Source organism: Arthrobacter sp. EM1, assembly GCF_029964055.1.
GTDB lineage: Bacteria > Actinomycetota > Actinomycetes > Actinomycetales > Micrococcaceae > Arthrobacter.
This window is the reverse complement of sequence record NZ_CP124836.1, coordinates 1,871,157-1,897,738: the sequence shown is the minus strand read 5'-3', so window position 1 is coordinate 1,897,738 and position 26,582 is coordinate 1,871,157. Positions and strand designations below refer to the sequence as shown.

Sequence of the window (26,582 nt, the reverse complement as noted above, 5' to 3'; positions counted from 1 at the left end):
TTTGCTGGCGAGCTGGGATCACTCTGGTTTCATCCCTCAATCAGCGGACGTCCACTCACGTTTTGGCGCCCGATGCGGGCAGTGACCGCAGCACCGTGTATGCCGGGACCTTACCGACCCGGCGGCTGAAGTCCTAGGGCCTGGGCCGTTCGTGCAACTCCTTGGCCTCCGCGGCCGCGTCCAGGAGTCGGCGCGCCGATTCGTCCCAGCTGAAGTCCGCGGCGCGCTCGACCGAGCGGAGCGAACGAGCCTTCCACAGCTCCGCATCCTCCAGTTGCCGCACCGCGGCAGCAAATTCCTGCGGTGAATCCGGGTGGACGTAGCTGACAGCGTCACCACCGACCTCGCGGAAGATCGGGATGTCGCTGGCGATCACCGGTGTGCCGTGGGACATCGCTTCCACCAGGGGCAGCCCGTAACCCTCCGCTTTGGAGAGGCTGATCAAAGCCGTAGTGCGTCCCAGCATGGCCTCATACTCGGCGTCGGTCACGCCGTTGTGGAAGGTGATGCTCGTGCCGGCGGGCGCCAGGGCCTCGAGTTCCGCCCGGCGTTCCGGGGTGATTCGGCTGAGCAGGTGCAAGCTTATATCCGGCAACTCCGCCATGCCCCTGATCATGGTCTCCACGTTTTTGTAAGGCATAAAGGAGCCCATGTACAGGATCGTCTTGTCTGCCCCTGACCCTGGATCCCGCGGCGCGTGGCCGTGCTGCGGGGCGTTGCCCACGATCCGGACCGGACGCCGGGTCAGCTGGTACTTGGAGATCAGTGCCGCCGTCGTGGCGCTGATGGTGGCAACAACGTCGGCACGATTAAGCAGGAAGCGCTGCGGCCAGAAGGCCTTGTGGTAGAGGCGCCAGAGGACCCGGACGGGTGCGGGCAGGAAGCCCGGGGGAGCGGGGTGTTCGTAGTAGATCAGGTCGTGCAGGGTCAGCACCAGCGGGTACTTCCGGCCCCAGCTGCCCATCGTTTGCATCGGGCACACCACCACGTCGGCGTCGAGTGCGTTCACCTTTCGGGCGACGAACAACTCGGCGGGGGAGAGCGGGCTGTTGATCAGGGAATAGGGCACGTCCGGGAGCAGGGCCAGCTGGCGAACGTCGCTGATGAGCATGGAGACCTCGGCGATTTTTGCCGTTGCGGCGATCAGGCTGGCGCCGTAACGGCTGATTCCGTCGTGGTGGTCCAGCCGGGTGAACCGGGCATCAATAATGATTTTCACGCGGAATGGTCCTTCAGGAAGCGTCGGATGAATGCCGCGGCGGGTTCCGGGGTTTCGTAGTGGATCAGGTGCCCGACGCCGGCGATCACGTCCAGGCGGCCGTCCGGCAGCCGTGCCAGCAAGGTGTGCTGGTCCGGTAGCGCCGCAATTTCGTCTTTTTCACCGGCGATCAGCAGCACGGGAAGCGTCAGGCTGGCGGCCACTTCGGCGACATTGCTGCCAACCGATGCCTTAAAAGCTTCCAGCAGGCTCTCACGGTCCGCGAATGCGGAGAAATAGGCGCTGTGCTGGGCGTGGACAAAACGTCGGAGATGTTTCTCGCGCGTTTTCGCCATCGTCTCGCTCATGACCCGGACAATCAGCTGGCTGCGCAGCAGGCCCTGTCCCAGCCGGCGCGGCAGGCGCGCAGCGGTTTCGTAGTAGAGGACGGCGAGTTTGGTCAGCAGGGCCTTGGGCCCCTCAAGGGCCGGGGCGGCGATCGGGTTGATCAGGATCAGCTCCGCCACGGTGCCGGGGTGGCTGGCCACGTAATGGCTCGCGATGATGGAGCCAAAGGAATGTCCCAGCAGGACGGTGTCCGGTCCCAGAGCCAGGGCCGCGATAAAATCGGCGACGAAGCGGCAGTAACGTTCCACGCTGTGCCTGGCATCGGTGAACGCGGCGGAGCTGCCGAATCCGGGGAGGTCCGGCATAATAAGCCGCATCTCGGGGAGCTGGTCGGCAACCCTAAGGAGTCCATGGTGGTCGCCGCGAAAGCCATGGACCACCAGGATGGTGCGGGTCTGCGGGGTCACCGTTACCGGCTCGTAGCTCCAATACGCGACTTTGGTGCCGTTCACTACCACTTCGGCGGGATGGGTGCGCGCCGCAAGCCCGGCGCTGAGCAGGGGAGTGCCGGGGGAAGGCTCGGTGGCCATGTCTACCATTCGATGAGTCCTAATTGACGGAGTCCGGGTGCGAGCCGGTCCGGAAGCCGCGTTCCAGTCCGGCAAGGGTGTCCATGGCGGCGTCGTCCAGGCTGAAGCCAAAGACATTGAGGTTTTCCCTGATCCGGGCGTACGAGCTCGCCTTCGGGATGGCGATATTGCCAAGCTGGACATGCCAGCGGAGGATGATCTGCGCCGGGGTCCTGCCGTGGAGGGCCGCAAGATGAAGGACAGCCGCATCCTGCAGGACCTGGCCGCGGCCCAGCGGGCTCCACGCTTCGGTGGTGATTCCAAGCTCGCGGTGCAGGCTGCGCAGTTCCTCCTGCTGGAGCCAGGGGTGCAGTTCAACCTGGTTGACGGCCGGGACGACTTCCGCCGTCTGCAGGAGGCGGTCCAGGTGGGCCGGCTGAAAGTTCGAGACCCCGATGGCCCGGGCCCGGCCTTCCCGGTACAGCGTCTCCAGGGCGCGGTAGGTCTCCGGATACAGCCCCCGTTCCGCGCACGGCCAGTGGATCAAGTACAGGTCAACGTATTCCAGCCCGAGGTTGGCCATCGACGTGTCGAAGGCACGCAGCGTCGCGTCGTAGCCGTGGTCGTCGTTCCAGACCTTGGTGGTGATAAACAGGTCCTCGCGGGACAAGGAAGGGGAGGCTTCGCCGGAACCGCCGCGGGCGTCATCGCCGCTAACAAAACCGGACAAGGCGCCAACGCCCCGGCCAACGCCGGTCTCGTTGCCGTACATGGCGGCCGTATCGAAGTGCCGGTAGCCGGCTTCGAGCGCCATCGTCACGAGTCCGGGGGCGTCCTCCGGGGGCACCTTATAGAGTCCAAAACCCACCTGGTCGATCAGTACACCGTTGTTGAGGCTGAGCCGGGGTGAGGGTTTCATACCATCGACTTTACCGACTCCGCCGCCTGCACCGCCCACGACGGGCCGGACACGGGAGTCCGGGCGGCCCGGGAAGCGGCAGGATCAGACCAAACCGTCGAATCTGACCAGGTGCCGGGCGCTGGCCTCGTCCAGAATCAGGTCTGTCGCCAGGCCGGCGGCAAGGGCGCCGCGCAGGCCGTTGATCTTGGAAGCCCCCGAGACCACGCAGATCCGCCGGCGGACCTGGCGCAACTGTGCGAGGTCCGGACCGGTGGAACGCTCGTTAAGCATGATCCCGTCCGAGGAGCCGTCTGCGCGGAAGAACACCGTGGCAACATCGCCCACAACGTCTGAGGTGGCCAGGACGTTCAGGTCTTCTTCGTCGAGGTAGCCGCCGGCGTACACGTGGCTGGGATAGTCGGCGTCGACAGAGCCCACGCCGAAAATGGCAATGCTCATGCGGGACTGAAGTTCGAGGATCCGTTGCACGCTTCGTTCATTCCACATGGCCGTTTTGGTCGCGGCGTGGTCGAAGAACGCCGGTACCGGGAACTGCTCCACCCGCGCTCCGTAGGCGCTGCCAAAGCGGCGCATGATGTCGGAGGCATAGGTGATACCAGTGGTTTGCATGTTGCCCGCCCCGTTGAGCTGGACGATCACGCAGTCGTGGGTGATCTTCCGGGTCAAGTGCCGGCTCACAGCGCTCAAGGTCGAGCCCCACGCGACGCCGATAATGGCGTTGGAATCCACCAGCGGCCCGATCGTGCGGGCGGCCTGCATGGCCACGCGGTCCAGCGTTTCCGCCTCATTGAGCGTGTCCACTACCGGAACGACGTGCACGTCCACCTTGTATTCGGCGCGGATCATGCTTTCGAGTTCGGGCCCGGTGTCGAGGGGGCTGCGGATCTGGATTTGCACCAGCCCCGATTCCCGGGCTGAGGAAAGCAGCCGCGACACGGTGGACCGGGACGTGCGCAGCTCGCGTGCAATCGCGTCCATGGTCAGGTCCTGAAGGTAATACAACTGGGCGGCGCGGAGGGCGTCGGAGCTTCGTGAGGGTGTCATCCCACTTCCGTTCTGCACGTTTGTGCATAGTGCTTGACTCCATTTTCCATTACTCCAAAGAATAGTGATGAACGGCGCCGCGCCGCACGGCGCGCCGCACAGGACCAAACCCAAAGGAGTAGTTCTTGGGACAGAAGGATTCAGCCCGCAACCAGGCGTCGGCCGGCGAGCGCGCATCGGTGCAGAAGCTGCAGAGGCGGCCGCACGCGCAGGTGCTTATCATCGGCGGTGGCATAAATGGAGTGGGCACGTTCCGGGACCTCGCCCTGCAGGGTGTTGACGTGGCACTTGTGGAGCGCGGTGACTACTGCCAGGGGGCCAGCGGTGCCTCATCGCACATGATCCACGGTGGTATCCGTTACCTTGAGAACGGCGAGTTCCGCCTCGTCCAGGAATCGGTTGTGGAACGCAACCGGCTGCTGCGCATCGCCCCGCACTACGTAAAGCCGCTCCAGACGACCATCCCCATCTTCAGCACGTTTTCCGGCATCCTCGCCGCGCCGCTGCGGTTCCTGACCCACAAGCAGCACGGGGCTCCCACGGAACGCGGGGCCTTCCTGATCAAGCTTGGCCTGAGCATGTACGACTTCTTCTCCCGGGACGGCGGCACCGTCCCCCGACACCAGTTCCGCGGCCGCCGGCGGGCTCTTGCCGAGCTGCCCCGCCTGCACCCGGGAATCAAATATGCGGCGACGTATTTCGACGCCTCCGTGCACAACCCGGAGCGACTCACGCTGGATGTGCTGCAGGACGGCGAGAAGGCCGGCGCCGCGGGGGCCAGCGATGCCCGCGCCAGCAACTACCTCTCGCTGGTGGCGGTCCGCGACGCAGCAGGGACCGGGCGCACCGGAAGCATCGCGGAACTTCGAGACGAACTCACCGGTGAACGGTTTGAGTTCTCCGCCGACGTCATCGTCAACACCACCGGCGCCTGGGTCGACCAGACAAACCAGGCGATGGGCGAGGCGTCTGCCTTTATGGGCGGCACCAAGGGCTCGCACATTGTGCTGGACCACCCGGAACTGCTCGCCGCCTGCAGCGGACGCGAGATCTTCTTCGAACACACCGACGGCCGGATCGTATTGATCTACCCGATGGGGGACCGCGTCCTGGTCGGGACCACGGACATCGACGCGGACATGGCGGAAGACGCTGTATGCACCGAGGAAGAGATCGACTACTTCTTCGACCTGATCGGCCATGTCTTCCCGGACATCACCGTGGGCCGGGATCAGATCGTCTACACGTTTTCCGGAGTCCGTCCGCTGCCCCGGCACGACGCCACCCAGCCGGGCTTCGTCAGCCGCGACTACCGGATCGAACGCCGCGCCGGGGGCGCCGCCGGGACGGGGAGTGCCGGCGCAGTCGTGCTTAGCCTTGTGGGCGGAAAATGGACCACCTTCCGCGCCCTCGCCGAACACCTGAGCGACAAGGTCCTCGCTGAACTCGGAATGCACCGTAAAATCTCGACGGCGAAACTGGCCATCGGCGGCGGTGCCGGTTTCCCCGAGAGCGAGGATGGCGTGCAGCGCTGGATCAAGGCACACATGACGGACAACCGTGATGCCGACCGCACCGCAGGGCTGCTCACCCGCTACGGCACCCGCGCCGGGGAGATCATCAGCTTCCTCGACGCCGGCCCGGACCCGCTCCTGCACTCCACCCGCGAGCTCTCCGTCCGTGAACTGGAGTTTATGGCCCGGAACGAGCAGATCGGGCACCTGATCGACGTCTTGATCCGTCGCACGTCCCTCGCCTTCCGCGGCCTGGTGACCGGCGAACTTCTGCACGAGGTTGCCGGCATCCTTGCAGGCCCGCTCGGCTGGGACGCGGCCACCCAAGCCGCCGAGATCAGCCACGCTCAGGAGGTGCTCAAGCGATTCCACGGGGTCCACGTCCACAGCGTGGTCGCCGGATAGAGATCGGCGCCCGGGCGGATGACGTCCGGGCGCACCGGCTGCGGGGTTCAATGGAAGACCCGCGCAGCGGCCGGCCGGCGGAGCCACGGCCCCGCCGGCACACCAGCCCTTCAAACCCGCGAGGGGCTGACAACAGAAAATAGAGGAGTCAAAGATGTCTCTTGGAATAGTTTTCCTGTCCGAAGTCTTCGGTACCGCAATGCTGACCCTGCTGGGCTGTGGCGTTGTGGCAAACGTTGCACTGAAGGGTACAAAAGGAAATAACGGCGGATTCCTGATGGTCACCTGGGGATGGGGCATCGCTGTCTTCGCCGGTGTATTCGTCGCCGTGAAATCAGGTGCGCACCTGAACCCCGCCGTGACATTCGGCCTGCTGATCAATGGCAAAGGCACTTACGCCCCCGGCGTTCCGGTCGACTTTGCCTCGACGTTTACCTACTTCGGCGGTGAACTCCTGGGAGCCTTCCTGGGTGCTGTGGTGATGTGGCTGGCCCACAAGCAGCACTTCGATGTCGAGCCCGAGCCCGCCAACAAACTTGGCGTATTCTCCACCGGCCCCGCCATCCGCTCCACCACCTGGAACCTGGTCACCGAAATCATCGGCACCTTTGTCCTGGTCTTCGTCATCCTCACCTTCGGCGGGACACCGTCCGGGCTTGGCCCGCTGGCCGTTGCCCTGCTGGTCGTCGGCATCGGCGTCTCCCTCGGCGGCCCCACCGGCTACGCCATCAACCCCGCCCGTGACCTGGGCCCGCGCATCGCCCACGCCCTGCTGCCGATCAAGGGCAAGGGATCCTCGGATTGGAGCTATTCCTGGATCCCCGTCGTCGGACCGCTCGTCGGCGGCGGCCTCGCCGGCATTGTGGCCGCAGTGGTGCCGATCATTGCCACCGCGGCGGCTTAACCGTCGCGCTGCACACCTCCAACAGCCAACCCCAAGACAAGGACGTCACCATGAACCAGTATGTAATCGCAATCGACCAGGGCACCACCAGCAGCCGAGCCATCATCTTCGACCACAGCGGCAGCATCGTCTCGTCCGGCCAGCTCGAACATGAACAGATCTTCCCGCAGGCCGGCTGGGTGGAACACGATCCCGCGGAGATCTGGAACAACACCCGCGAGGTCATCGGCACCGCGCTGTCCAAGGCAAACCTCACCCGGCACGACATCGCTGCCGTAGGCATCACCAACCAGCGTGAGACCGCCGTCGTCTGGGACAAAACGACCGGCAAAGCCGTTTACAACGCCATCGTCTGGCAGGACACCCGCACCCAGCCCATCGTGGACGAGCTGGCAAAGGACGGCGGTGTGGATCGCTTCAAGGAAAAGGTGGGGCTCCCGCTGGCCACGTACTTCTCCGGCACCAAAATCAAATGGATCCTGGACAATGTTGAGGGCGCCCGCGAGAAGGCCGAAGCAGGCGACCTCGTGTTCGGCAACACTGACTGCTGGGTGCTGTGGAACCTGACCGGCGGCGTCGACGGGGGCGTCCATGTCACCGATGTGACCAACGCGTCCCGGACCCTGTTTATGGATCTCGAGACCTTGTCCTGGGACCAGGACATTCTGGACGCCTTCGGTGTCCCGGCCTCGATGATGCCGGAGATCAAGTCTTCCTCCGAGGTGTACGGGACGGTGCACACGTCCCAGCTGCTGCGTGAAGTTCCGGTCGCAGGGATCCTGGGCGACCAGCAGGCCGCAACGTTCGGGCAGGCGGCGTTTGAAGCCGGCGAAGCCAAGAACACCTATGGCACCGGCTGCTTCTTGATCTTCAACACCGGTGAGGAGATCGTCCACTCCAAGAACGGGCTGCTGACAACTGTCGGGTACAAGCTCGGCGACGCGGCGCCGCACTACGCGCTGGAGGGCTCGATCGCCGTGACCGGTTCCCTGATCCAGTGGCTGCGTGACAACCTTGGCATGATCAGCAGCGCCCCGGAAGTGGAAACCCTTGCCGCCGCGGTCAAGGACAACGGCGGGGTGTACATTGTGCCGGCATTCTCCGGACTGTTTGCTCCGTATTGGCGCTCCGACGCCCGGGGCGCGATCGTCGGCCTGACCCGCTTTGTGAACAAGAACCACATCGCCCGAGCTGCGCTGGAGGCCACGGCGTTCCAGACCCGGGAGGTCCTCGATGCGGTCAACGCCGATTCGGGCGTGCCGCTGACGGAGCTGAAGGTCGACGGCGGCATGGTGGCCAACGACGCCCTGATGCAGTTTCAGGCCGACATCCTGGGGGTGCCGGTGATCCGGCCCAAAGTCGTCGAGACCACTGCCCTGGGGGCGGCTTACGCCGCCGGCCTTGCCGTGGGGTTCTGGAAGGATCTGGGCGAATGCTCGGCCAACTGGGCCGAGGACAAGCGCTGGGAGCCGCAGATGGATGACGCCGAGCGGGACCGCCAGATGCGCCTCTGGAAGAAGGCCGTCACCAAGTCCATGGACTGGGTCGACGCCGACGTGAAGTAAGTCCCAGCCTCTGTTGAGGGAGGCCGCACCCGCCCTGCCCGTCCCCTGCTGCTCCCTGACACTCGCAAGCTCGTGTCGGGACCCTCGCAGCAGGGGGCCCATCGCGGTGCCCACCACACCCTGGCGGGGTGCGGCCTCCCTCTCGAGTGCGTCCACACTTCAGCCGCTCGTGGCGACTTACCTGTGGGTGGTTTGTGGGTGCGCTAAAGTAGTCCTGTGCGCGCGATCCTCCTGCTTAGCTAGCCGCCCGGCATTCCGTCGAAAACCCGGATTGCCGCGCGGCCGCCCCTCCGTGTCGAGGGGCTTTTGTGTGTCCGGGATGTTTGCCGGCCCGCAGCAGGGGATCAGGCGGGACAGTCCTGATCTGACAAGATCGAAAGAACAGAAGAGGCCAGCAGTGAGCGTTCAGCCGGAGACAGAGACCGGAACACCAGCAGTCGCAGCGGAGACGCCTGACGAGGGTGCCTACAGCTTTGCCGCCATGGAGGCCAAATGGCCGCAGGTCTGGGAGGACCTCAAGGTCTTCACACCCGTCGATGACGGGTCCAAGGAACGGCGGTATGTCCTGGACATGTTCCCGTACCCGTCCGGGGATCTGCACATGGGCCACGCAGAGGCCTTCGCCATGGGCGACGTCGTCGCGCGTTACCTCCGACAGCAGGGCTTCGATGTGCTGCACCCGATTGGCTGGGACTCCTTCGGACTGCCCGCCGAGAACGCGGCGATTAAGCGCAACGCGCACCCCAGCGAGTGGACCTATGCCAACATCGACACCCAGGCTGCCTCGTTCAAGCGCTACGCCATCTCTGCGGACTGGTCCCGTCGGATCCACACCTCCGACCCGGAGTATTACCGCTGGACCCAGTGGCTCTTTAAGCGCTTCTATGAACGCGGCCTGGCCTACCGCAAGAACTCCCCGGTCAACTGGTGCCCCAAGGACCAGACCGTGCTGGCCAACGAACAGGTCGTCAACGGCGCCTGTGAACGGTGCGGCACTCCGGTCACAAAGAAGTCGCTGAACCAGTGGTACTTCAAAATCACCGACTACGCAGACCGGCTCCTTGATGACATGGATGAACTGCGCGGCCACTGGCCCGAGCGTGTCCTGGCCATGCAGAAGAACTGGATCGGCCGATCCGAGGGTGCCCACGTCACCTTCGTGATCGAGGCCGAGGGCGGCAAGGCCGCCCAGGACGTTACGGTCTTCACGACCCGCCCGGACACCCTCTACGGCGCGACGTTCTTCGTCGTCGCCGCCGACGCGCCGATCGCCGTCGAGCTGGTCACCGGGGAACACGCCGCGGCCCTGGACGCGTACCGGGAACAGGTCAAGGCGCTTTCCGAAATCGAGCGACAGTCCACTGAGCGGGAAAAAACCGGAGTTTTCACCGGCCGTTATGCCACCAACCCGCTGAACGGCGAGAAACTGCCCGTCTGGGCGGCCGACTATGTGCTGGCCGACTACGGCACCGGAGCCATTATGGCCGTCCCTGCCCACGACCAGCGCGACCTCGACTTTGCCCGCACCTTCGACCTGCCGGTCCGGGCAGTGCTGGATACGGGGGAAGAAGATCCCGCATCCAGCGGTACTGCCACCACGGGTGAGGGAACCCTGATCAACTCCGGTGCCCTGGATGGACTGCCCAAGGCAGAAGCCATTCCGGCCGCCATCGAGATCCTGCAGCAGCAGGGCACGGGCGAAAAATTCGTGAACTTCCGCCTGCGCGACTGGTTGCTCAGCCGGCAGCGGTTCTGGGGCACCCCGATCCCGATCATCCACTGTCCCTCCTGCGGGGAAGTCCCGGTCCCGGACGAACAGCTCCCGGTTACCCTGCCGGCAGACCTGCGGGGCGAGGACCTCTCCCCCAAGGGCACCTCCCCGCTGGCCGCCGTCGAAAGCTGGGTCAATGTCGACTGCCCCGTTTGCCACGGGCCGGCCAGGCGGGACACTGACACCATGGACACCTTTGTGGACTCGTCCTGGTACTTCCTGCGCTTCGTCTCCCCGGACTACACCGGGGGGCCGTTCGACCCCGCCAAGATCAATGACTGGATGCCGGTGGGCCAGTACGTCGGCGGCGTGGAGCATGCCATTTTGCACTTGCTCTATGCCCGTTTTTTCACCAAGGTCATCCATGACCTTGGCATGATCGACACCGACGAGCCGTTCAGCGCCCTGTTGAACCAAGGCCAGGTACTCAACGGCGGTAAGGCCATGAGCAAGTCCCTGGGCAACGGCGTTGACCTGGGCGAGCAGCTGGACAAATTCGGCGTCGACGCCGTCCGGCTCACCATGATCTTCGCCTCGCCGCCGGAGGACGACGTCGACTGGGCAGACGTGTCGCCGTCGGGCTCCGCCAAGTTCCTCGCCCGCGCCTGGCGGCTGGGACAGGATGTCACCAGCGCACCCGGCGTCAACTTTGCCGCCGGGGACCGGGCCCTGCGTACCGTTACGCACCGCACAATCGCCGACGCCGAAGCCCTGCTTGACCACAACAAGTTCAATGTGGTGGTCGCCAAGCTGATGGAACTGGTCAACGCGACCCGAAAGACGATTGACGCCGGGGCGGGCGGCTCCGACCCGGCGGTCCGCGAAGCCGTTGAGACCGTCGCTGTCATTCTGAGCCTCTTCGCGCCGTACACGGCCGAGGATCTCTGGAACGTGCTGGGACACCCCGCCTCGGTGGCCAACGCAGGCTGGCCGGCACACGACGAGTCCCTCCTGGTGCAGGACACGGTCACCGCCGTCGTCCAGGTCCAGGGCAAGGTTCGCGACCGGCTGGACGTCTCACCGGCGATCGGCGAGGACGAACTGCGCGAATTGGCGCTGGCCTCGGAAAACGTCCAGCGGGCCCTCGACGGCCGCGATATCCGCACGGTAATCGTGCGGGCGCCTAAACTGGTCAACATCGTCCCGGCCTAACCGGGCAGGTCAGTGAACAGGCCGGCCGCCGCGGGAAACGGCGGCCGGCCATCACAGCGGGACCCGACAGCAAGTGCAGACGGCAGGAGGTGCCTGGTGCCCCACCGCGACCCAGCGGGGTGGCCGTGGCTGAAGGAGCGCCTCAACGGGTTGCGCCAGGCCAGGGTCCCCGCAATGGACCCCGGGTCCGGGGCTGCCCCGGATGGAGTCCGGACGGCCGTGGTCACGGACTCTGCCGCAGCACTTCCGGCCGACTGGGTACGCGCGGTATCCGCCGGCGGGGAGCTGACGGTCGTCCCGATGCCTGTGATGGTCGGCACTGAAATCTACGGCGAGGGCGAGGACGACATCGCGGATACCATCGCCGTGGCCCTGGCGAGCGGCAAACCCGTCAAGACCTCCCGACCTTCACCCGGCCAGTTTGAACAGGCTTATGTGGCCGCCCAGCGCAATGGCTTCGAGTCCGTTGTGTCGCTCCACATTTCCGGGGAACTCTCCGGCACGGTGGACTCCGCCCGGCTGGCTGCCGCCAAGGTGAGCATCCCGGTGGACGTCCTGGACTCGCGCACCGTCGGTATGGCTCAGGGAATGGCGGTCCAATGCGCAGTCAGCGCTGCCGCGCAAGGCAAGGCAGCCGCCGCCGTGCGTGAGTGCGCTGAATACGGGCTGGCCCGCTCCAAGGTCTACTTCTACGTACCCAGCCTCGAGCAGCTCCGGCGCGGCGGACGGATCGGAGCCGCGGCTTCTCTCTGGGGGACCATGTTCGCGATCAAGCCAATCCTTGCGGTCGAGGACGGCAGGGTCGTTCCGCTGGAGAAGGTCAGGTCCGCAGCGAAAGCCATCGCACGGCTCCGGGAGATCGCAGTGGCCGACGCCATTAGCCGGCCCCCGGGGCGGGCGCTCCTCGCTGTCCACCACTTTGGTAACCCGGCGGAGGCTAAACAGCTCGCCGCGGAGCTGGCCGCAGCCGTCCCGGGATGTCTGCCCGTCCAGATCAGCGCACTCCCCGCCGTGCTCGCTGCCCACGCCGGGCTCGGAGTGCTGGCGGTTATTGTGGGGGAGAGCGGCACGCCGGCAGCACGGGTGCCGTCTGCCGCCTCCTGACCGGGACGGCTTCCGGCACTTCCTGACCGGCACGCCGTCCGCCGCCACGCCCGGGGACCGGCTATTCCACAGGGGTTTTCCACATGGCACACTCGGCCCGGTGCCTCGTACGCTGCGGTTCGTAGGATGGGCGCATGCCGCGTCACGATCCGGAAAGCCCGCCCAGCCCCGAGGCCGTCCCTTCCGGCCGCAGGTTGTCGGCCGCCGTGACTCCTGCCTTCCGGGGTGCCGAGGACTTTAGGCCTGCCTCCGCCGGTGACAGCCCCGTCTCCGGCCTGCTCAGCGGGCCACCCGGGACCGGGCGCGCCGCGGAACAGCGCGTTCCGGGCCAGGCGGATGCGCCGGCCAGCCGCGGACCCCGGCTCCGATGGCGGACCGGACACCGCGCAGCTACCTTGCTGTGCCTGGTGGCGATGGCGCTCCTTGGCTGCTTCTGGTGGCAGGCATCGAACACCGCAACCCAGGTCAGCCCGCTCGGCGCCGTCAGCACCGCGGAACCCGGCGCGGAACCCGGCGCGGAACCCGCTCCGGAACTTGGGACGGCACCTGCGACGGGACCTGGGACGGGAGCCGTCGCAGCCGACCGGATCACCGTGCACGTGGCGGGCGCGGTGGTCCATGCCGGAATCGTGGAGTTGGCATCGGGGAGCCGCCTGCACGAGGCGATTTCGGCGGCGGGAGGCGGAGCGCCCGATGCGGACCCCGGCCAGCTTAATCTCGCGGCCGTGTTGGAAGACGGACAAAAGGTCGTTGTGCCGCGGCAGGGTGAAAGTACCGGGCCGGCCGGAGCTGCTGCCGCTGGGGCGGCCGGCGCCGCGGACGGGCCGGACTCGGCCGGCGGGCCCCCTCCTCCGGGCGGAAAGATCAACCTGAACACTGCCGGCGTCGACGAACTGGAGACCCTGCCGCGCGTCGGCCCGGTGCTGGCCCGGCGGATTGTCGAGTGGCGGTCCCAGCACGGCCGCTTTGAACGGGTCGAGGAGCTGGATGCCGTGGATGGCGTAGGGGCCAAGATGCTCGCAGCCTTGCTGCCTCTGGTGAGGGTCTGAGGGGCGGACATGGACCACGGCAGCCGCTGGCAGCGGTACGTGGACGCCGCGGCCCGCCGGCCCGCCGCAAACCAGCAGCCGCGGGAGGCGAAGGGGCCGCCGCCACCGGAGTGGTCCGGCCGGCTCCGGATGCTTGGCCCGAGGCTCCGCACCTGGTGTGCGTCATGGGAAGCCCCGGGCGGGCCCGCGCCGGCGCGGGAGGACTTATGGCGCAGGACCGATGTGCGCCTGGTTCCGATGGCGGCAATGGTCTGGGCGACGGCGGCCGCGGCGCAGCAGCTGCCCCCGGCGGTCCTGGCGGCGCTCTGCATGAGCTTCGTGACGGGGTCCGGGCTGCTCCTGGCCGTGGCGGCAGCCGGTTCAGGCAGTGGGCAGCCGGGCCCGCCGGCCCGGCGAAGCTTCCGCGCGACGATGGCCGTGGCACTGCTGCTCGCGGCTGCCGCCGGCGGGCACGCCGCCGCAGATTCTTCCCTCAGGCACGAGGGTGCCGTGTCTGCCGCCGCAGCCGAGGTAACAGCCGTTGCCGCGGAAGTGGAGGTAACGGGGACGCCGCGCCGGCTCAAGTCGCCCGGGCATACCGGGGCGGCGGACCGATGGGCCGTACCGGTCACGCTGATCGACATGACCTTCGACGCGCAGCGGGTACGCGTACCGGCCAGGCTCCTGGTCCTGGGCGGCGCCGGCTGGGAGTACGCCGTCCCCGGCCGGCGGATCCGAACGACCGGTAAACTTGCTCCGCCCACACCGGGCCTGACCGAAGCGGCAGTCCTCCTGGCAAGTTCCGTCCCCACGACGGTCGGGGAGCCCGGCACCTGGCAGCTCGCCCCGGGGGAGCTGCGCAGCCGTTTCACTGCGGCCACCGGGCAGTTCGGCGGCGACGCCCGGGGACTCCTGCCGGGAATGGTCACCGGCGACACGACCCTCCTGGACGAGGAGCTGGACGTGGCGATGAGGTCTGTCGGCATGACCCATCTGACGGCAGTGAGCGGCGCCAACTGCAGCGTCATCCTAGGCGCCCTCCTGCTGGCCGCGCGCAGCCTGCGATTGAGCCGGGTACTCGCTTCGGTCCTCTGCCTGGTTGGCTTGGGCCTGTTCGTCCTGGTGGTGGGCCCGGATGCGAGTGTCCTGCGGGCCGCGGTGATGGGCGCCATCGGTCTTGCGGCCCTTGCCGGCGGCCGGCCAGGACGCGGGCTAAGCCTCCTGTGCGTGGCCGTCACCGGCCTTGTCCTGCTCCAACCGGTGCTGGCCGCCAGCTTCGGATTCCTGCTCTCCGTGCTGGCGACCCTGGGTATTGTGACCACAGGCAGACCGGTCATGAAGTGGTTTCCGGCAGCCGTACCGCGTTGGGCCGCCGCTGCAGTGGCCGTGCCGCTTTCCGCACAGGCATTCTGCGGGCCGGTCATCGTTCTGCTCCAGCCCCAGTTCACTTCCTACGCCCTGCCCGCCAACATGGCCGCCGCTGCCCTGGTTGCCCCGGTCACGCTGCTGGGGACCGCGGCCGTGCCGCTGGTTCCGCTGGCTCCGGGCTTCGCCGCTGTCCCGTTGGGCGTCGCCGCCGCCTTCGCCGCCGGGGTAGGAGGAATTGCCCGGTTCTTCGCGGGCCTGCCCGGCGCGGTGCTGCCGTGGCCGGACGGGGCCTACGGCGCCGCGACCATGGCGCTCTTCTCGGCCGCGGCCTTCGCCGCCTGGTGGCTGGCCTTCCACCCCTTCCGGACGGCCGGGTTGGCCCTGACGGCACATCAGCGAACGGTGGCGTTGCTGAACCGGATACCGATGCGCGGCGATGGCCGGCACTCGGCCCGGGAAGGGAGCTGGCCCGGCTTGGTGCACCGCCCCGGCCGTGGCAGGCTTAGAGTCTGCACACAATCTTCCGGGAGGAAACCTCAGTGGCTGCTGCCCAGACCCCACGCACCCGGCCCGCGGCTTCGAACACGGCCACCTGGCGCGATGTGAGCCCGGCAGCCGTTGTGCTGGTGGGCGGCCCGGAAGACTACCTGGGCTCCCGCGCCATGGACCGGATCCGGGCGCAGGTCCGCGCCGCCGCCCCTGATGTCGAAGTCACCCGGCTCACTGCCGGCAACTACGAGCCCGGTTCCCTCGCCATGAATGTCAGTCCGTCACTTTTCGGCGAACAGAAGCTGATCGAGGTGGAAGGACTGGAGGGCATGAACGACGCGTTCCTCGCTGACGGTCTCAGATACCTCGCCCGGCCCGAGCCCGACGCTGTCCTCGTCCTGCGCCATAGTGGCGGCGTGCGCGGGAAGAAGCTCCTGGACGCCATCAAATCCGGCGGATGGCCGGTGGTGGACTGCCAGCCGCTGAAAAAGGACGCGGACAAGGTCGCGTTTGTGGCAGCCGAGTTTCGGGCAGCTTCCCGCCGCATTGATCCCGATGCCGTGCATGCCCTCGTCAACGCCGTCGGCGCCCAGCTCGCCGAACTGGCCGCCGCCTGCAGCCAATTGATCGCCGATGCGTCCACCAGCGTGGATTCTGCCATGGTGGACCGGTACTACGGGGGCCGGGTGGAAGCCACCGCGTTCAAGGTAGCCGACGCAGCGATGGCAGGGAATGCGCCGCTGGCCCTCTCCACCCTGCGCCACGCCCTCGATACCGGGGCGGACCCGGTTCCCTTGGTGGCCGCGCTGGCCTCGAAGCTCCGGAGCCTCGCCAAGGTGGCCGGCGCCCAGGGGTCCTCGTCGCAGATTGCCAAGCAACTGGGCATGCAACCCTGGCTGGTCGAGCAGGCACAGCGGGAGGTCCGGCGCTGGACCCCCGAAGGGCTTGTCCGGTCCATCCAGGTCACCGCCGAGGCCGACGCCCAGGTGAAGGGCCTGTCCCGGGACCCGGTCTACGCCGTCGAACACGCCGTAACCGTGATCGCTACCTCCGTCCGCCGCTGAGCCAGGACCGGGACCGGTGCCCACGCAGCAGGTGCTGCGCACGGTCGCTCTAGCGCTTAACTGGAAGTGGCCGGCACCCTGGGGTGCCGGCCACAATCGTCAGTTCGAAAGAACTGGAAACCTTAGAGCGCGTTGACCTTCTTGGAGATGGCCGACTTGCGGTTTGCGGCGTTGTTCTTGTGGAGAACGCCCTTGCTGACAGCCTTGTCCAGCTTGCGGCTGGCGGAAAGCAGTGCGGTAGCGGCCGCATCCTTGTCGGTTGACTCAACGGCGGTGTTGACGGCGCGGATGGCCGTCTTCAGCTCTGACTTGACTGCGTTGTTGCGCAGGCGGGCCTTCTCGTTGGTGAGGATGCGCTTCTTCTGGGACTTAATATTAGCCACGTGTGAACTCTCTTTTTCAATGCGGAAAATGGTCTAGAGGGCTTTCAGATTGGCCATTGACTGAGCGGCGTGGGGATACCTATGGCGACCAACCATCTGTGGCCGTCGACCTGCACGGACACACAGCTGTCAATAATAGCAGAGAGACCGGTCTGCTGGCGATTGAGTGCCCGGTCAGCGCCACCCCTGGCGGGTCCTCAGGGCGGCGGCGATGACGTTGAAGCTCTTGCGGTCGAGGATCGCGCCCTCGCGCCGGACATCCCGGGGATTGATCTGCAGGACACGGTCCAGTTTCGCTTCACTCGGACGGCGCTGCCGGTCCCAGGGGCCGGTGCCGATGTCGGCGTAGTCATCGGCCCGGCGAGGGTCCCCGTCGTGGTCCTTGCTGGTCAGCATAAGCCCCAGCAGGTAGGAGCCGTTGCTGCCCACCAGCAGCACCGGCCGGTCCTTGCCCTGCGAATAGTCTTCCTCGTACGGCACCCAGGTCCAGACAACTTCGCCCGGCTCCGGGCGTCCGTTGGCAGACGGGGCGTAGCTCACCTTGGCCGTGCCGCGGAAATCTCCGGGGTAGGTACCGGTCAGTGAGCCCGGGGCTGGCTGGCTGGCGGGTGTTCTTCCCGGCGGGGAGCTGCCCGGCGCGGAGCGGGGCTGGCCCTCCAGGAATCTCAAGGTCCTGCGGACAGCGTTGCCGATCGAGCGTAAGTTCCAAGCCATGGGGAAACCCTACCGGCACCCAGTACCGGCGCCGGGCACAACTGCGGCGAAGAATCCAGGCGGAACATCGGCGCCGCTGTACGGAGCAGGGATGCACTCCCACGGGCCCGGACGTGGGAGACTATAGGTTCAGCTACGCGGCACGTCGCAGGACGGGAAACCAGAGCCAGCGCCGATCCGTGGAAAAGCCACCCGTAATGCCAACAGTAAGGACCCTGCGTGTCTCCCATGGCCCGCACCGCCCCGGTGCCCGCCGCAACAGATCCGGCCATCCTCCGGAACTTCTGCATCATTGCGCACATTGACCACGGCAAGTCCACACTGGCCGACCGGATGCTCCAGTACACCGGCGTCGTCCAGTCCCGTGACATGAAGGCCCAGTACCTGGACCGCATGGACATTGAGCGCGAACGCGGCATCACCATCAAATCCCAGGCCGTCCGCATGCCTTGGGAGCTCGACGGCGTCAGCTACGCGCTGAACATGATCGACACCCCGGGACACGTCGACTTCACCTACGAGGTCTCCCGCTCGCTCGCGGCGTGTGAAGGCGCGATCCTTCTGGTCGACGCTGCGCAGGGCATCGAGGCCCAGACCCTGGCCAATCTTTACCTGGCGATGGAGAACAACCTTACGATCATTCCGGTCCTGAACAAGATCGACCTTCCCGCAGCCCAGCCCGAGAAGTACGCGGCGGAACTCGCCAACCTGATCGGCGGCGAGCCCGACGATGTGCTCCGGGTGTCCGGCAAGACGGGTATGGGCGTGGAGGTTCTGCTGGATAAGATCGTCCGAGACCTGCCGGCTCCGGTGGGCGATCCCAACGCTCCCGCGCGCGCCATGATCTTCGACTCCGTCTACGACACCTACCGCGGCGTAGTTACCTACGTCCGCGTGGTTGACGGCATGCTGCACCCCCGCGAACGCATCCAGATGATGTCCACCCGTGCCACCCATGAACTCCTCGAGATTGGTGTCAGCTCCCCGGAGCCAACCCCCTCCAAGGGCCTCGGTGTCGGCGAGGTGGGCTACCTCATCACCGGTGTCAAGGACGTCCGCCTGTCCAAGGTCGGCGACACCGTCACCAACCTGGCCAAGCCGGCCAGCGAATCACTTCCCGGCTATGCCGATGCCAAGCCGATGGTCTTCTCCGGCCTGTATCCCCTGGACGGCACGGACTACCCGGTGCTCCGCGATGCGTTGGAGAAGCTGATGCTCAACGATGCCGCCCTGGTCTACGAGCCGGAGACGTCCGCGGCGCTGGGATTCGGGTTCCGAGTCGGCTTCCTGGGGCTGCTGCACCTGGAAATCACCAGGGAGCGTTTGGAACGCGAATACAACCTCGACCTGATCTCCACCGCTCCGAACGTGGAGTACGAGGTAACCCTGGAGGACAAGAAGGTCGTCCACGTCACCAACCCCAGTGAATACCCCAGCGGCAAGATCGCCGAGGTCCGTGAGCCTATGGTCGCCGCCACCATCCTGGCGCCGAACGAGTTTGTCGGGGCCATCATGGAGCTGTGCCAGAGCCGGCGCGGCGTGATGGGCGGCATGGACTACCTCTCCGAGGACCGGGTGGAAATCCGGTACCGTCTGCCGTTGGCCGAGATCGTCTTTGATTTCTTTGACATCCTCAAGTCCAAGACCCGCGGCTACGGGTCGCTGGACTGGAAAGCGGACGGGGACCAGGTCGCTGACCTGGTCAAGGTCGACATTATGCTCCAGGGCGAACAGGTGGATGCTTTCAGCGCCATCACCCACCGGGACAAGGCCTACGCCTACGGCGTGATGATGACCGGCAAGCTGCGCGAACTCATTCCGCGCCAGCAGTTCGAGGTTCCCATCCAGGCCGCCATTGGCTCCCGCATCATTGCCCGGGAAAGCATCCGCGCGATCCGCAAGGACGTGCTCGCCAAGTGCTACGGCGGTGACATCACCCGAAAGCGCAAACTGCTGGAAAAGCAGAAGGAAGGCAAAAAACGCATGAAGATGGTGGGCCGTGTGGAGGTCCCGCAGGAAGCCTTTATCGCCGCCCTCACCACGGATGAGTCCAAGGATAAGGCCAAGAAGTAACGGTGCCAGCAACGACTGTTCCACGGCAGACGGGCCCGGCCCGTGCCTAGCGTCCTTCCGCTGGGCGATCCGGCGCCACCGGACGGGCTGCTGCCCGGCCAGGCACTGGAGGGTGCCGCTTCCCGGGATTTTGGGCTGTACGTGCATATCCCGTTCTGCGCCGTGCGCTGCGGTTACTGCGACTTCAACACCTATACCGCCACGGAGCTCGGTGGCGGCGCCTCGCAGGACGCCTACGCCGGCACGGCGGTGGCAGAAGTTTCCTTTGCGGCGGCGGTCCTGGCGGCCAGCGGCCTGCCGCCCCGCCCGCTGAGCACTGTCTTCTTCGGCGGCGGAACGCCGACACTGCTCCCCGCCGGGGACCTGGCCCGAATCCTTGCCGCCGCCATCGGGGCGTGGGGCCTGGCGCCCGGGGCCGAGGTCACCACTGAGGCGAACCCGGACTCGGTCACCCCCGAATCCCTTCAGCTGCTGGCCAACGCCGGATTCACCCGGGTGTCGTTCGGCATGCAGTCTGCGGTGCCGCATGTCCTTAAGGTACTGGACCGCACCCACACTCCCAGCCGGGTTCCCCGGGCCGTTCAATGGGCGCGGGAGGCCGGGCTCGCCGTCAGCCTGGACCTGATCTACGGAACGCCGGGGGAGTCGCTGGCCGACTGGCGCTTCTCGCTGGAGACCGCGTTGTCCTATCAGCCTGACCACATCAGCGCCTACGCACTGATCATCGAGGATGGCACGAAGCTTGCCGCGCAAATCCGCCGTGGCGAGGTAGCGGGAATTGACGACGACGACCATGCGGCAAAGTACGAACTGGCCGACGAACTCATCTCCGCCGCTGGACTGTCCTGGTACGAGGTCAGCAACTGGTCCCGCAGCCCGGAACAGGCCTGCCGGCATAATCTCGCCTATTGGCGGGGCGATGACTGGTGGGGAGTCGGCCCGGGCGCTCACTCGCACGTGGGCGGTGTGCGCTGGTGGAACGTGAAGCACCCCACTGCCTACGCCAATCGGATGGGTTCCGGGCTTTCCCCGGCAGCCGGCCGGGAGACCCTTGATTCTGCGACCCGCAACGTCGAGCGCGTGATGCTCGAAGCGCGGCTGAACTCAGGGCTGGACATTGCCAGTCTGGGCGGACTGGGGGATACCGGGCGGCATGCTGTCGCGGGACTCATCGCCGATGGCCTGGTGGAGCCCGTCGCGGCCTTCCACGGCAGCCTCATCCTCACGCTCAAAGGCCGCCTGCTGGCGGACGCAGTGGTCCGCAGGATCCTGCCGGACTAACCCTGCGTGCCCGGGGCCCTATTTGATAAAGCGGAAGTTGAACTCGTAGCGGTGCGGCTGGCCGCGGTTGACGTGGATTCCGGCTGCGACCGAAAAGCAGGTGACGGCGATCCAGATCAGAGTGGCAAGCACGGCGAAAATGTTGCCCACTACCGGGATAAAGACCAGGAGGTTGCACACGACGGCAGCAATTGTCGGGGGAAGCGTGAAATTGAGGGCTTCTTTGGACTCCTGCGCCGTGAACGGTCCGCGGTCCTTGAAGATCAGGTAGATCAGCAACGAGGGCACGCAACCGAGGATGCCGCCGAAATGAGCCAAGGTGGCCCATTGCCGGTCCTCGCCGGCCGTCAGCGGCAGCGCGTTGGCGGGAACGCCATGGTAAGGGGGCCGGCCATAGCCAGCCTTGTCGCCGTTATGCTCGCGTGCTTCATCTGCCACGGTGTTTTCCTTCGGATTGCGGTGGTGCCTTGGTGCCTGGAAATGCCGCTGCTGCGCCGGAAGCGCAACCGCCATACCAAGAATACGTGCTGGTGCGCGCAATCACGGATCGGCCCGCTGGCAGGAATGTCCGGCGGCGGCGTTCAGGGGACGGTCAGGAAGTCGATGACCTCCTCGACCCGGCCCAGCAGGGAGGGTTCGAGGTCAGCGTAGTTGTGGACCGTGCCGAGGAGTTTCTGCCAGCCCAGGCCAATGTCTTCCTTGGTGCTGTGCGGCCAGCCGAACGCGGTCAGGATACCCGTCTTCCAGTCCACACCGCGGGGGATTACCGGCCACTTCTCGATCCCCAGGACCGCGGGCCGGATGGCCTGCCAGACATCGACGTAGGGGTGGCCAACGATCAGGACGTTTCCGGCCGCCCCGGGGGAGGCCATCACGGCCGCCGCGATCCTGGATTCCTTGGAATCGGGCACCAGGTGGTCCACCAGCACACCGAGGCGGCGTCCGGGGCCGGGCCGGAAGGCAGCCACCGCCCCGCTGAGGTCGTCAATGCCATGCAACGGCTCCACGACGATACCCTCGACCCGAAGATCGTCACCCCAGACCTTTTCGACGAGTTCGGCGTCGTGTTTGCCTTCCACCCAGATCCGGCTGGCTTTGGCAATCTGGGCGCGCTGGCCCGCCACGCGGACGGAACCCGAGGCGGTGCGGGCCCCGGCGGCCGCCGCGCTCCCGCGGGGCGCCGGCGGCATCAGCCGGATCGGCTGGCCTTCCAGCAGAAAACCGAAGCCGAGGCGAAAGGACCGGGACTTCCCCCGGCGGTCTTCCAGGGCGACGACGTGCATCCCGCCGGACTTCTCCACCCGGGTCACGGCGCCGACCCAGCCGGACTGCACATCTTCGAGCACCATTCCGCGCTCGACGGCGACTTCGGGTAGTTGGGTTTTGGCGGGCGCGGACAGGTCCTGGGGCCCCCAGTTCTGGTACGACATCGGTTACACACTGCTTTGCGCTCGGTGGGCTGTGCCCCAAAACACCTGCCCCGGGAAGAACGCCCGAAGCGAATTCAATGCTAACAACGCGGCGACTCATATTAGACTGGTTAGCACTTAGGCATGTCGAGTGCTAGCCACTGTGTGCCCGGCCACTGTGTGTCCGGCGCGTGCGGCGGGCGGTGGCATCGAATGCGGGACGGTCGACAGGAGGTGGAGCGTGAGCGAACCACGCAAACTCGAAGTGCTGCGCGCCATCGTGGAAGACTACGTCCATTCACGCGAACCCGTGGGATCCAAAGCCCTCGTGGAGCGGCACCACCTCGGCGTGTCCAGTGCCACGATCCGCAACGACATGGCGGCCCTGGAGGACGAGGGGCTCATTACGGCACCGCACACCAGTGCCGGGCGAATCCCGACGGACAAGGGCTACCGGCTTTTTGTGGACCAGATTTCGGCGGTCAAACGGCTTTCGCCGGCCGAACGCCGGGCCATCCAGGCCCTGCTGGAAGGCTCTGAGGACCTCGACGACGTCCTGGACCGGACCGTGCGGCTGCTCTCGCAGCTGACCAACCAGGTCGCCGTTGTGCAGTACCCCCATCTGAGCCGGGCCAAGGTGCGGCACGTCGAATTTGTCCTGCTGGCGCCCCGTAAAGTACTTGCGGTGCTCATCGCGGACACCGGGAAGGTGGAGCAACGCGTCATTGACGTGGGGCACGATCTTTCGGATGAGGCCTTGTCGGAGCTGCGCACGCGGTTCCTCGGCGGCATCTCAGGGACCCCGCTGAACCTCTTGCCGCAGTCGCTGCACTCGGTGATCGGCAACTGCCCGCCCGCGCGTCGCAGCGCCGCCCAGGCGCTGGCCCGCGGCATTGAGGCTCTGGCCGCCAGCAGCCGCGAGGACCGGATGGTCATGGCCGGAACCGCGAACCTGGCCCGGTCAAACGTGGACTTCCCGCTGAGCATCGGCCCCGTGCTGGAAGCCCTGGAGGAACAGGTGGTGATGCTTCGCCTGCTCGGCGACATGGCAGCTGACCCCCGGGGCGTGACGGTGAGCATCGGCAGAGAAAATCCTTACGACGGACTCGCCGAGGCCTCGGTGGTGGCCACCGGCTACGGCCCGGACGCGACGGCGAAAGTCGGAGTGCTGGGCCCCACCCGGATGGATTACCCGACGACCATGGCCGCCGTCCGGGCGGTCGCACGCTACCTTTCCCGGATTCTCGGTCCCTGACGGACCGCGTCCACCCGCAACCGACCGGCCCGCGGGGCCGGCATCAGACTTCGTGCCCCTTAACAGGCAGTACTACCAGGAAGAGATAACAACTTTGAGCAGCCACTACGACGTTCTTGGAGTCTCCCGCGAAGCCACGGGAGAAGAGATCAAGAAGGCTTACCGCAAGCTGGCGCGGACCCTCCACCCGGACGTGAACCCGGGGGACGACGCCTCTGAGCGGTTCAAGGCGGTCACGCACGCCTACGAGGTACTCTCCGATCCGCAGAAGCGCCGGATCTACGACACCACGGGCAACGAAAACGGCAACGCCAACGGCTCCGGCGGCGGCAGCTACTCCGGCCAGGGCTTCGCTTTCCAGGACATTTTCGAGACGTTCTTCGGTGCCGGCGGCCAGGCCGGACCGGCATCCAGGATCCGCCGCGGCCAGGACGCCCTGATCAGCGTCCGGATCGAGCTCCGCGACGCCGTTTTCGGCGTCAACAAGAAGCTCGAAGTCGACACGGCCGTCACCTGTCCCAGCTGTGAGGGTTCCTGCTGCCGCGAAGGCAGCCACCCGGAACGCTGCGACATCTGCGGCGGCAGCGGCCAGGTGCAGCGCGCTGTCCGTTCCATCCTCGGCCAGGTGATGACCACGGCACCCTGCGGTTCCTGCGAGGGCTTCGGTACGGTCATCAAGGATCCCTGCAACGAATGTGCCGGCCAGGGCCGGATTCGCAGCCGTCGGTCCCTGACCGTGAAGGTCCCCGCCGGCGTCGCCACCGGCACCCGCATCCAGCTCTCCGGCCAGGGCGAGGCCGGACCTGCCGGCGGTCCCGCCGGGGACCTCTACGTCGAGATCCGGGTCAAGGAGGACGCCACCTACATTCGCGACGGCGACGACCTGCACGCGAGCCTGAGCATCCCGATGACGGCGGCCGCACTCGGCACCGAACTGACCCTCGACACCTTCGACGGCCAGCAGGAGATTGACGTCAAGGCCGGCACCCAGTCCGGTGAAGTTATGACACTTAGGGGCCTCGGCGTAACCCACCTGCGCGGCTACGGCCGCGGGGACCTGAAGGTTCATCTTCAGGTCGACACCCCCGCCCGGCTCGACGCCGCCCAGGAGGATTTGCTTCGGCAGTTGGCCAAGTTGCGCGGCGAACAGTTCAGCGAAGGGAAGCTTGCCGCGAGCGGCGGGGTCTTCGCCAAGCTGCGGGACCGGTTCGGTAACCTGTAGGCGTGAGTAACCCGGTCTTTTTTACTGCCCCCGGTACCCTGGACGGGCTGGCCCCGGGATCGCTCTTTGTCCTTGACGGTCCGGAGGCGCGCCATGCGGTGACGGTTAAGCGCCTCGGCATCGGGGAGTCCGTTGACATCGCCGACGGCGCCGGAAAGCGGCTCACCGGCGCCGTGGCGGCTGTCGCAGCCGCCGAACTGACGGTGAAGTGCGCCGTCCTGGCCGATGAACCCCGGCCCGGGACCCGGCTGGTCCTGGTCCAGGCCCTCGCGAAAGGCGACCGGGATGAATTGGCCGCCGAGACCGCCACTGAGCTGGGGATCGACGCCGTGGTGCCCTGGCAGGCTGAACGCTCGATTGTCCGCTGGAAGGCGGACCGTGCGGCCAAGGCCCATGCCAAGTGGCAATCGGTGGTTACCGCCGCGGCCAAGCAGGCGCGCCGTGCTTGGATTCCCGAAGTCCGCCCCGCCGTCGACAGCGCCGCACTGCAGGGGGCCGTGGCGGCCGCCGACCTCGCCGTCATCTTGCATGAGGACGCCGTGCGTCCGCTGCGGCAGGTGCTGGAGGCCTGGGAAGGTACCGGGGCCACCGGGGCCACCGGTGGCAGCGCCGGCAGCTACCGGGAGATACTTTTGATTGTGGGACCGGAAGGTGGCATCAGCCCGCGGGAAGTGACACGGCTCTGCGACGCCGGTGCCGTAACAGCCCTGCTCGGCCGGCATGTACTTCGCTCGTCCACGGCCGGGCCCGCCGCGACTGTCCTGGCCAGCGATATTCTGGGCCGCTGGTAGCGCGGCGACGCTCCGGATTGCTGCCCGGCGCTGCGGTGTTGACTACTTGACCGTGAACCCGCGGGTATCAACGTTCAGGTCCTCGGCCGGGTTACTGTCTTCCAGCTGGGATACCCGAACCTCGTAGCGGCCCGGCCCCAAGTTGACCGACAGGCTGAAGGCGCCCGACTGGTCGGCCTCGGCGGCGGCTGTGAGGGTCCCGTTCAGGTATGTTGTCTCGACGCTGCCGTTGACGCGCAGAATCTCCCAGCGAAGCTTTCCGCCCGGGGCGGTGCTGCGGCCGGAGATCTTTACCGCGCCGTCCGCGGCGGTGGTGCCTTCCTGCGGATCAATGATCCAGACGGGAGCGACCATTCCGACACTGCGCGAGGTCGGGGAGCCCAACCGGACGTGGTTGAAGGCAACGTAGTCGGTGTGCCCGTCCACCAGCACCACCACCTGGATCTGCTGGCCGGAGTCGACCAGTCCGGCGCTGGCCGCGGCTGCTGTCGCTGTGTAGACGAGCTGCTGGATTGCGCGCTCAGCCATGGCCGGGTCCAGGTTGCTGTTAAACGCGTCGGCGGACATGTCCACGGTGATGACGTTTTTACCCGAGATGGAGCTTGCGAGTTTTTTGGGGTCCTGCCACGGGGTGAAGAAGTCCGGGTCGAGCGGTTTCTGTGAGGTCATAACGCGCAGCGCCCGGGTGACCGGGTTGTCCTGTTCCGTAACGTCACGGAACTCCCGGTACAGGAAGGTGCTGTTGTTGCTTCGGCCGATCCAGTACACCGGCGCCTTGTTGGACGCTTGGGTCGTTTCCAGCGGGGCACTTGTGGTGGGCGGGGATGCCTGGGGCGCGAGGGCTTGCGACGGCGAGGCTGAGTCTGTGATCCCGGCTTGGGGGGTCGCCACGCAGCCGGAGAGGGTGAGCGCGGCGGGCAGCATCAGCAGCAGCGCGGCCCGGCGGGTACGCCTGCCTGCTGTTGCCTGCCCAATCCCGGCTTGCCTGATGGCTGCTGCCCTTTCTGCT

Annotated in this window: 22 protein-coding genes; 13 read left to right on the top strand and 9 right to left on the bottom strand. The window is 66.6% G+C overall.

Annotated features, from left to right (window positions below):
* Nucleotides 1-133 precede the first annotated feature (133 nt).
* From QI450_RS08665 to QI450_RS08650, 4 genes are all read right to left on the bottom strand, one after another.
* Complete coding sequence (locus QI450_RS08665) at nt 134-1,219, bottom strand: glycosyltransferase family 1 protein (RefSeq protein ID WP_226775146.1); 1,086 nt, start codon at nt 1,217-1,219, stop codon at nt 134-136.
* Entirely contained in the window at nt 1,216-2,136 is a 921-nt protein-coding gene (locus tag QI450_RS08660) for an alpha/beta hydrolase (RefSeq protein ID WP_226775147.1), read from the bottom strand. The genes QI450_RS08665 and QI450_RS08660 overlap by 4 nt, the downstream gene beginning before the upstream one ends.
* Nucleotides 2,137-2,155: 19 nt before the next feature.
* Nucleotides 2,156-3,034, bottom strand: coding sequence for an aldo/keto reductase (locus tag QI450_RS08655; protein WP_226775148.1), 879 nt, complete (start codon nt 3,032-3,034; stop codon nt 2,156-2,158).
* A gap of 84 nt (nt 3,035-3,118) precedes the next feature.
* Complete coding sequence (locus QI450_RS08650; protein ID WP_226775149.1) at nt 3,119-4,081, bottom strand: sugar-binding domain-containing protein; 963 nt, start codon at nt 4,079-4,081, stop codon at nt 3,119-3,121.
* A 125-nt stretch (nt 4,082-4,206) separates the two neighbouring features.
* Here QI450_RS08650 and QI450_RS08645 point away from each other — a divergent pair, with 125 nt between their 5' ends.
* The 8 genes from QI450_RS08645 to holA all read left to right on the top strand — a co-directional run bounded on the left by QI450_RS08645 (nt 4,207) and on the right by holA (nt 16,445).
* Nucleotides 4,207-6,000 (top strand): glycerol-3-phosphate dehydrogenase/oxidase, encoded by a 1,794-nt coding sequence (locus QI450_RS08645; protein ID WP_226775150.1) that lies wholly within the window; start codon nt 4,207-4,209, stop codon nt 5,998-6,000.
* A 154-nt stretch (nt 6,001-6,154) separates the two neighbouring features.
* Nucleotides 6,155-6,904: an MIP/aquaporin family protein gene (locus tag QI450_RS08640; RefSeq protein WP_226775151.1), complete on the top strand. Its 750-nt coding sequence runs from the start codon at nt 6,155-6,157 to the stop codon at nt 6,902-6,904.
* Nucleotides 6,905-6,954: 50 nt separating this feature from the next.
* On the top strand, nt 6,955-8,469 hold the full coding sequence (gene glpK, locus QI450_RS08635) for a glycerol kinase GlpK (RefSeq protein ID WP_226775152.1): 1,515 nt from the start codon (nt 6,955-6,957) through the stop codon (nt 8,467-8,469).
* Between the two features lie 397 nt (nt 8,470-8,866).
* Nucleotides 8,867-11,392, top strand: a complete 2,526-nt coding sequence (gene leuS / locus QI450_RS08630) for a leucine--tRNA ligase (protein ID WP_226775153.1) — start codon at nt 8,867-8,869, stop codon at nt 11,390-11,392.
* Between the two features lie 96 nt (nt 11,393-11,488).
* Nucleotides 11,489-12,496, top strand: a complete 1,008-nt coding sequence (locus tag QI450_RS08625) for a DegV family protein (RefSeq protein WP_226775154.1) — start codon at nt 11,489-11,491, stop codon at nt 12,494-12,496.
* A gap of 134 nt (nt 12,497-12,630) precedes the next feature.
* The gene (locus QI450_RS08620; protein WP_226775155.1) at nt 12,631-13,545 is read left to right on the top strand and encodes a helix-hairpin-helix domain-containing protein; all 915 of its coding nucleotides are present in this window, start codon (nt 12,631-12,633) and stop codon (nt 13,543-13,545) included.
* Nucleotides 13,546-13,554: 9 nt separating this feature from the next.
* Complete coding sequence (locus tag QI450_RS08615) at nt 13,555-15,498, top strand: ComEC/Rec2 family competence protein (RefSeq protein ID WP_256446874.1); 1,944 nt, start codon at nt 13,555-13,557, stop codon at nt 15,496-15,498.
* Nucleotides 15,432-16,445 carry a DNA polymerase III subunit delta gene (gene holA / locus QI450_RS08610; protein WP_226775156.1) on the top strand — a complete coding sequence of 338 codons (1,014 nt, stop codon included), beginning with the start codon at nt 15,432-15,434 and terminating at the stop codon, nt 16,443-16,445. The genes QI450_RS08615 and holA overlap by 67 nt, the downstream gene beginning before the upstream one ends.
* Nucleotides 16,446-16,567: 122 nt before the next feature.
* Here the strand turns inward: holA and rpsT are convergent, their stop codons facing one another.
* Complete coding sequence (gene rpsT / locus QI450_RS08605) at nt 16,568-16,828, bottom strand: 30S ribosomal protein S20 (RefSeq protein WP_226775157.1); 261 nt, start codon at nt 16,826-16,828, stop codon at nt 16,568-16,570.
* 174 nt (nt 16,829-17,002) lie between these two features.
* Nucleotides 17,003-17,542 carry a type II toxin-antitoxin system PemK/MazF family toxin gene (locus tag QI450_RS08600; RefSeq protein WP_226775158.1) on the bottom strand — a complete coding sequence of 180 codons (540 nt, stop codon included), beginning with the start codon at nt 17,540-17,542 and terminating at the stop codon, nt 17,003-17,005.
* A 219-nt stretch (nt 17,543-17,761) separates the two neighbouring features.
* Here QI450_RS08600 and lepA point away from each other — a divergent pair, with 219 nt between their 5' ends.
* Together lepA and hemW are read left to right on the top strand one after the other, a co-directional pair.
* Nucleotides 17,762-19,615, top strand: coding sequence for a translation elongation factor 4 (gene lepA, locus QI450_RS08595; protein ID WP_226775159.1), 1,854 nt, complete (start codon nt 17,762-17,764; stop codon nt 19,613-19,615).
* A 42-nt stretch (nt 19,616-19,657) separates the two neighbouring features.
* A complete protein-coding gene (gene hemW / locus QI450_RS08590; RefSeq protein WP_226775160.1) occupies nt 19,658-20,896 on the top strand; it encodes a radical SAM family heme chaperone HemW in 1,239 nt (412 codons plus the stop codon).
* An 18-nt stretch (nt 20,897-20,914) separates the two neighbouring features.
* Here the strand turns inward: hemW and QI450_RS08585 are convergent, their stop codons facing one another.
* Both QI450_RS08585 and QI450_RS08580 read right to left on the bottom strand, forming a co-directional pair.
* Complete coding sequence (locus QI450_RS08585; protein WP_226775161.1) at nt 20,915-21,334, bottom strand: DUF4870 domain-containing protein; 420 nt, start codon at nt 21,332-21,334, stop codon at nt 20,915-20,917.
* Nucleotides 21,335-21,477: 143 nt separating this feature from the next.
* Entirely contained in the window at nt 21,478-22,326 is an 849-nt protein-coding gene (locus QI450_RS08580) for a DUF3097 family protein (RefSeq protein ID WP_226775162.1), read from the bottom strand.
* A 220-nt stretch (nt 22,327-22,546) separates the two neighbouring features.
* On the opposite strand from QI450_RS08580, the gene hrcA reads away from it, so the two are divergent.
* From hrcA to QI450_RS08565, 3 genes are all read left to right on the top strand, one after another.
* The gene (hrcA, locus tag QI450_RS08575; RefSeq protein ID WP_226775163.1) at nt 22,547-23,560 is read left to right on the top strand and encodes a heat-inducible transcriptional repressor HrcA; all 1,014 of its coding nucleotides are present in this window, start codon (nt 22,547-22,549) and stop codon (nt 23,558-23,560) included.
* Between the two features lie 94 nt (nt 23,561-23,654).
* Nucleotides 23,655-24,782: a molecular chaperone DnaJ gene (gene dnaJ / locus QI450_RS08570; protein WP_226775164.1), complete on the top strand. Its 1,128-nt coding sequence runs from the start codon at nt 23,655-23,657 to the stop codon at nt 24,780-24,782.
* Nucleotides 24,783-24,784: 2 nt separating this feature from the next.
* On the top strand, nt 24,785-25,573 hold the full coding sequence (locus tag QI450_RS08565; protein WP_226775165.1) for a 16S rRNA (uracil(1498)-N(3))-methyltransferase: 789 nt from the start codon (nt 24,785-24,787) through the stop codon (nt 25,571-25,573).
* A 42-nt stretch (nt 25,574-25,615) separates the two neighbouring features.
* On the opposite strand, the gene QI450_RS08560 is transcribed toward QI450_RS08565, so the two are convergent.
* Nucleotides 25,616-26,497, bottom strand: a complete 882-nt coding sequence (locus QI450_RS08560) for a GerMN domain-containing protein (protein WP_226775166.1) — start codon at nt 26,495-26,497, stop codon at nt 25,616-25,618.
* Nucleotides 26,498-26,582 lie beyond the last annotated feature (85 nt).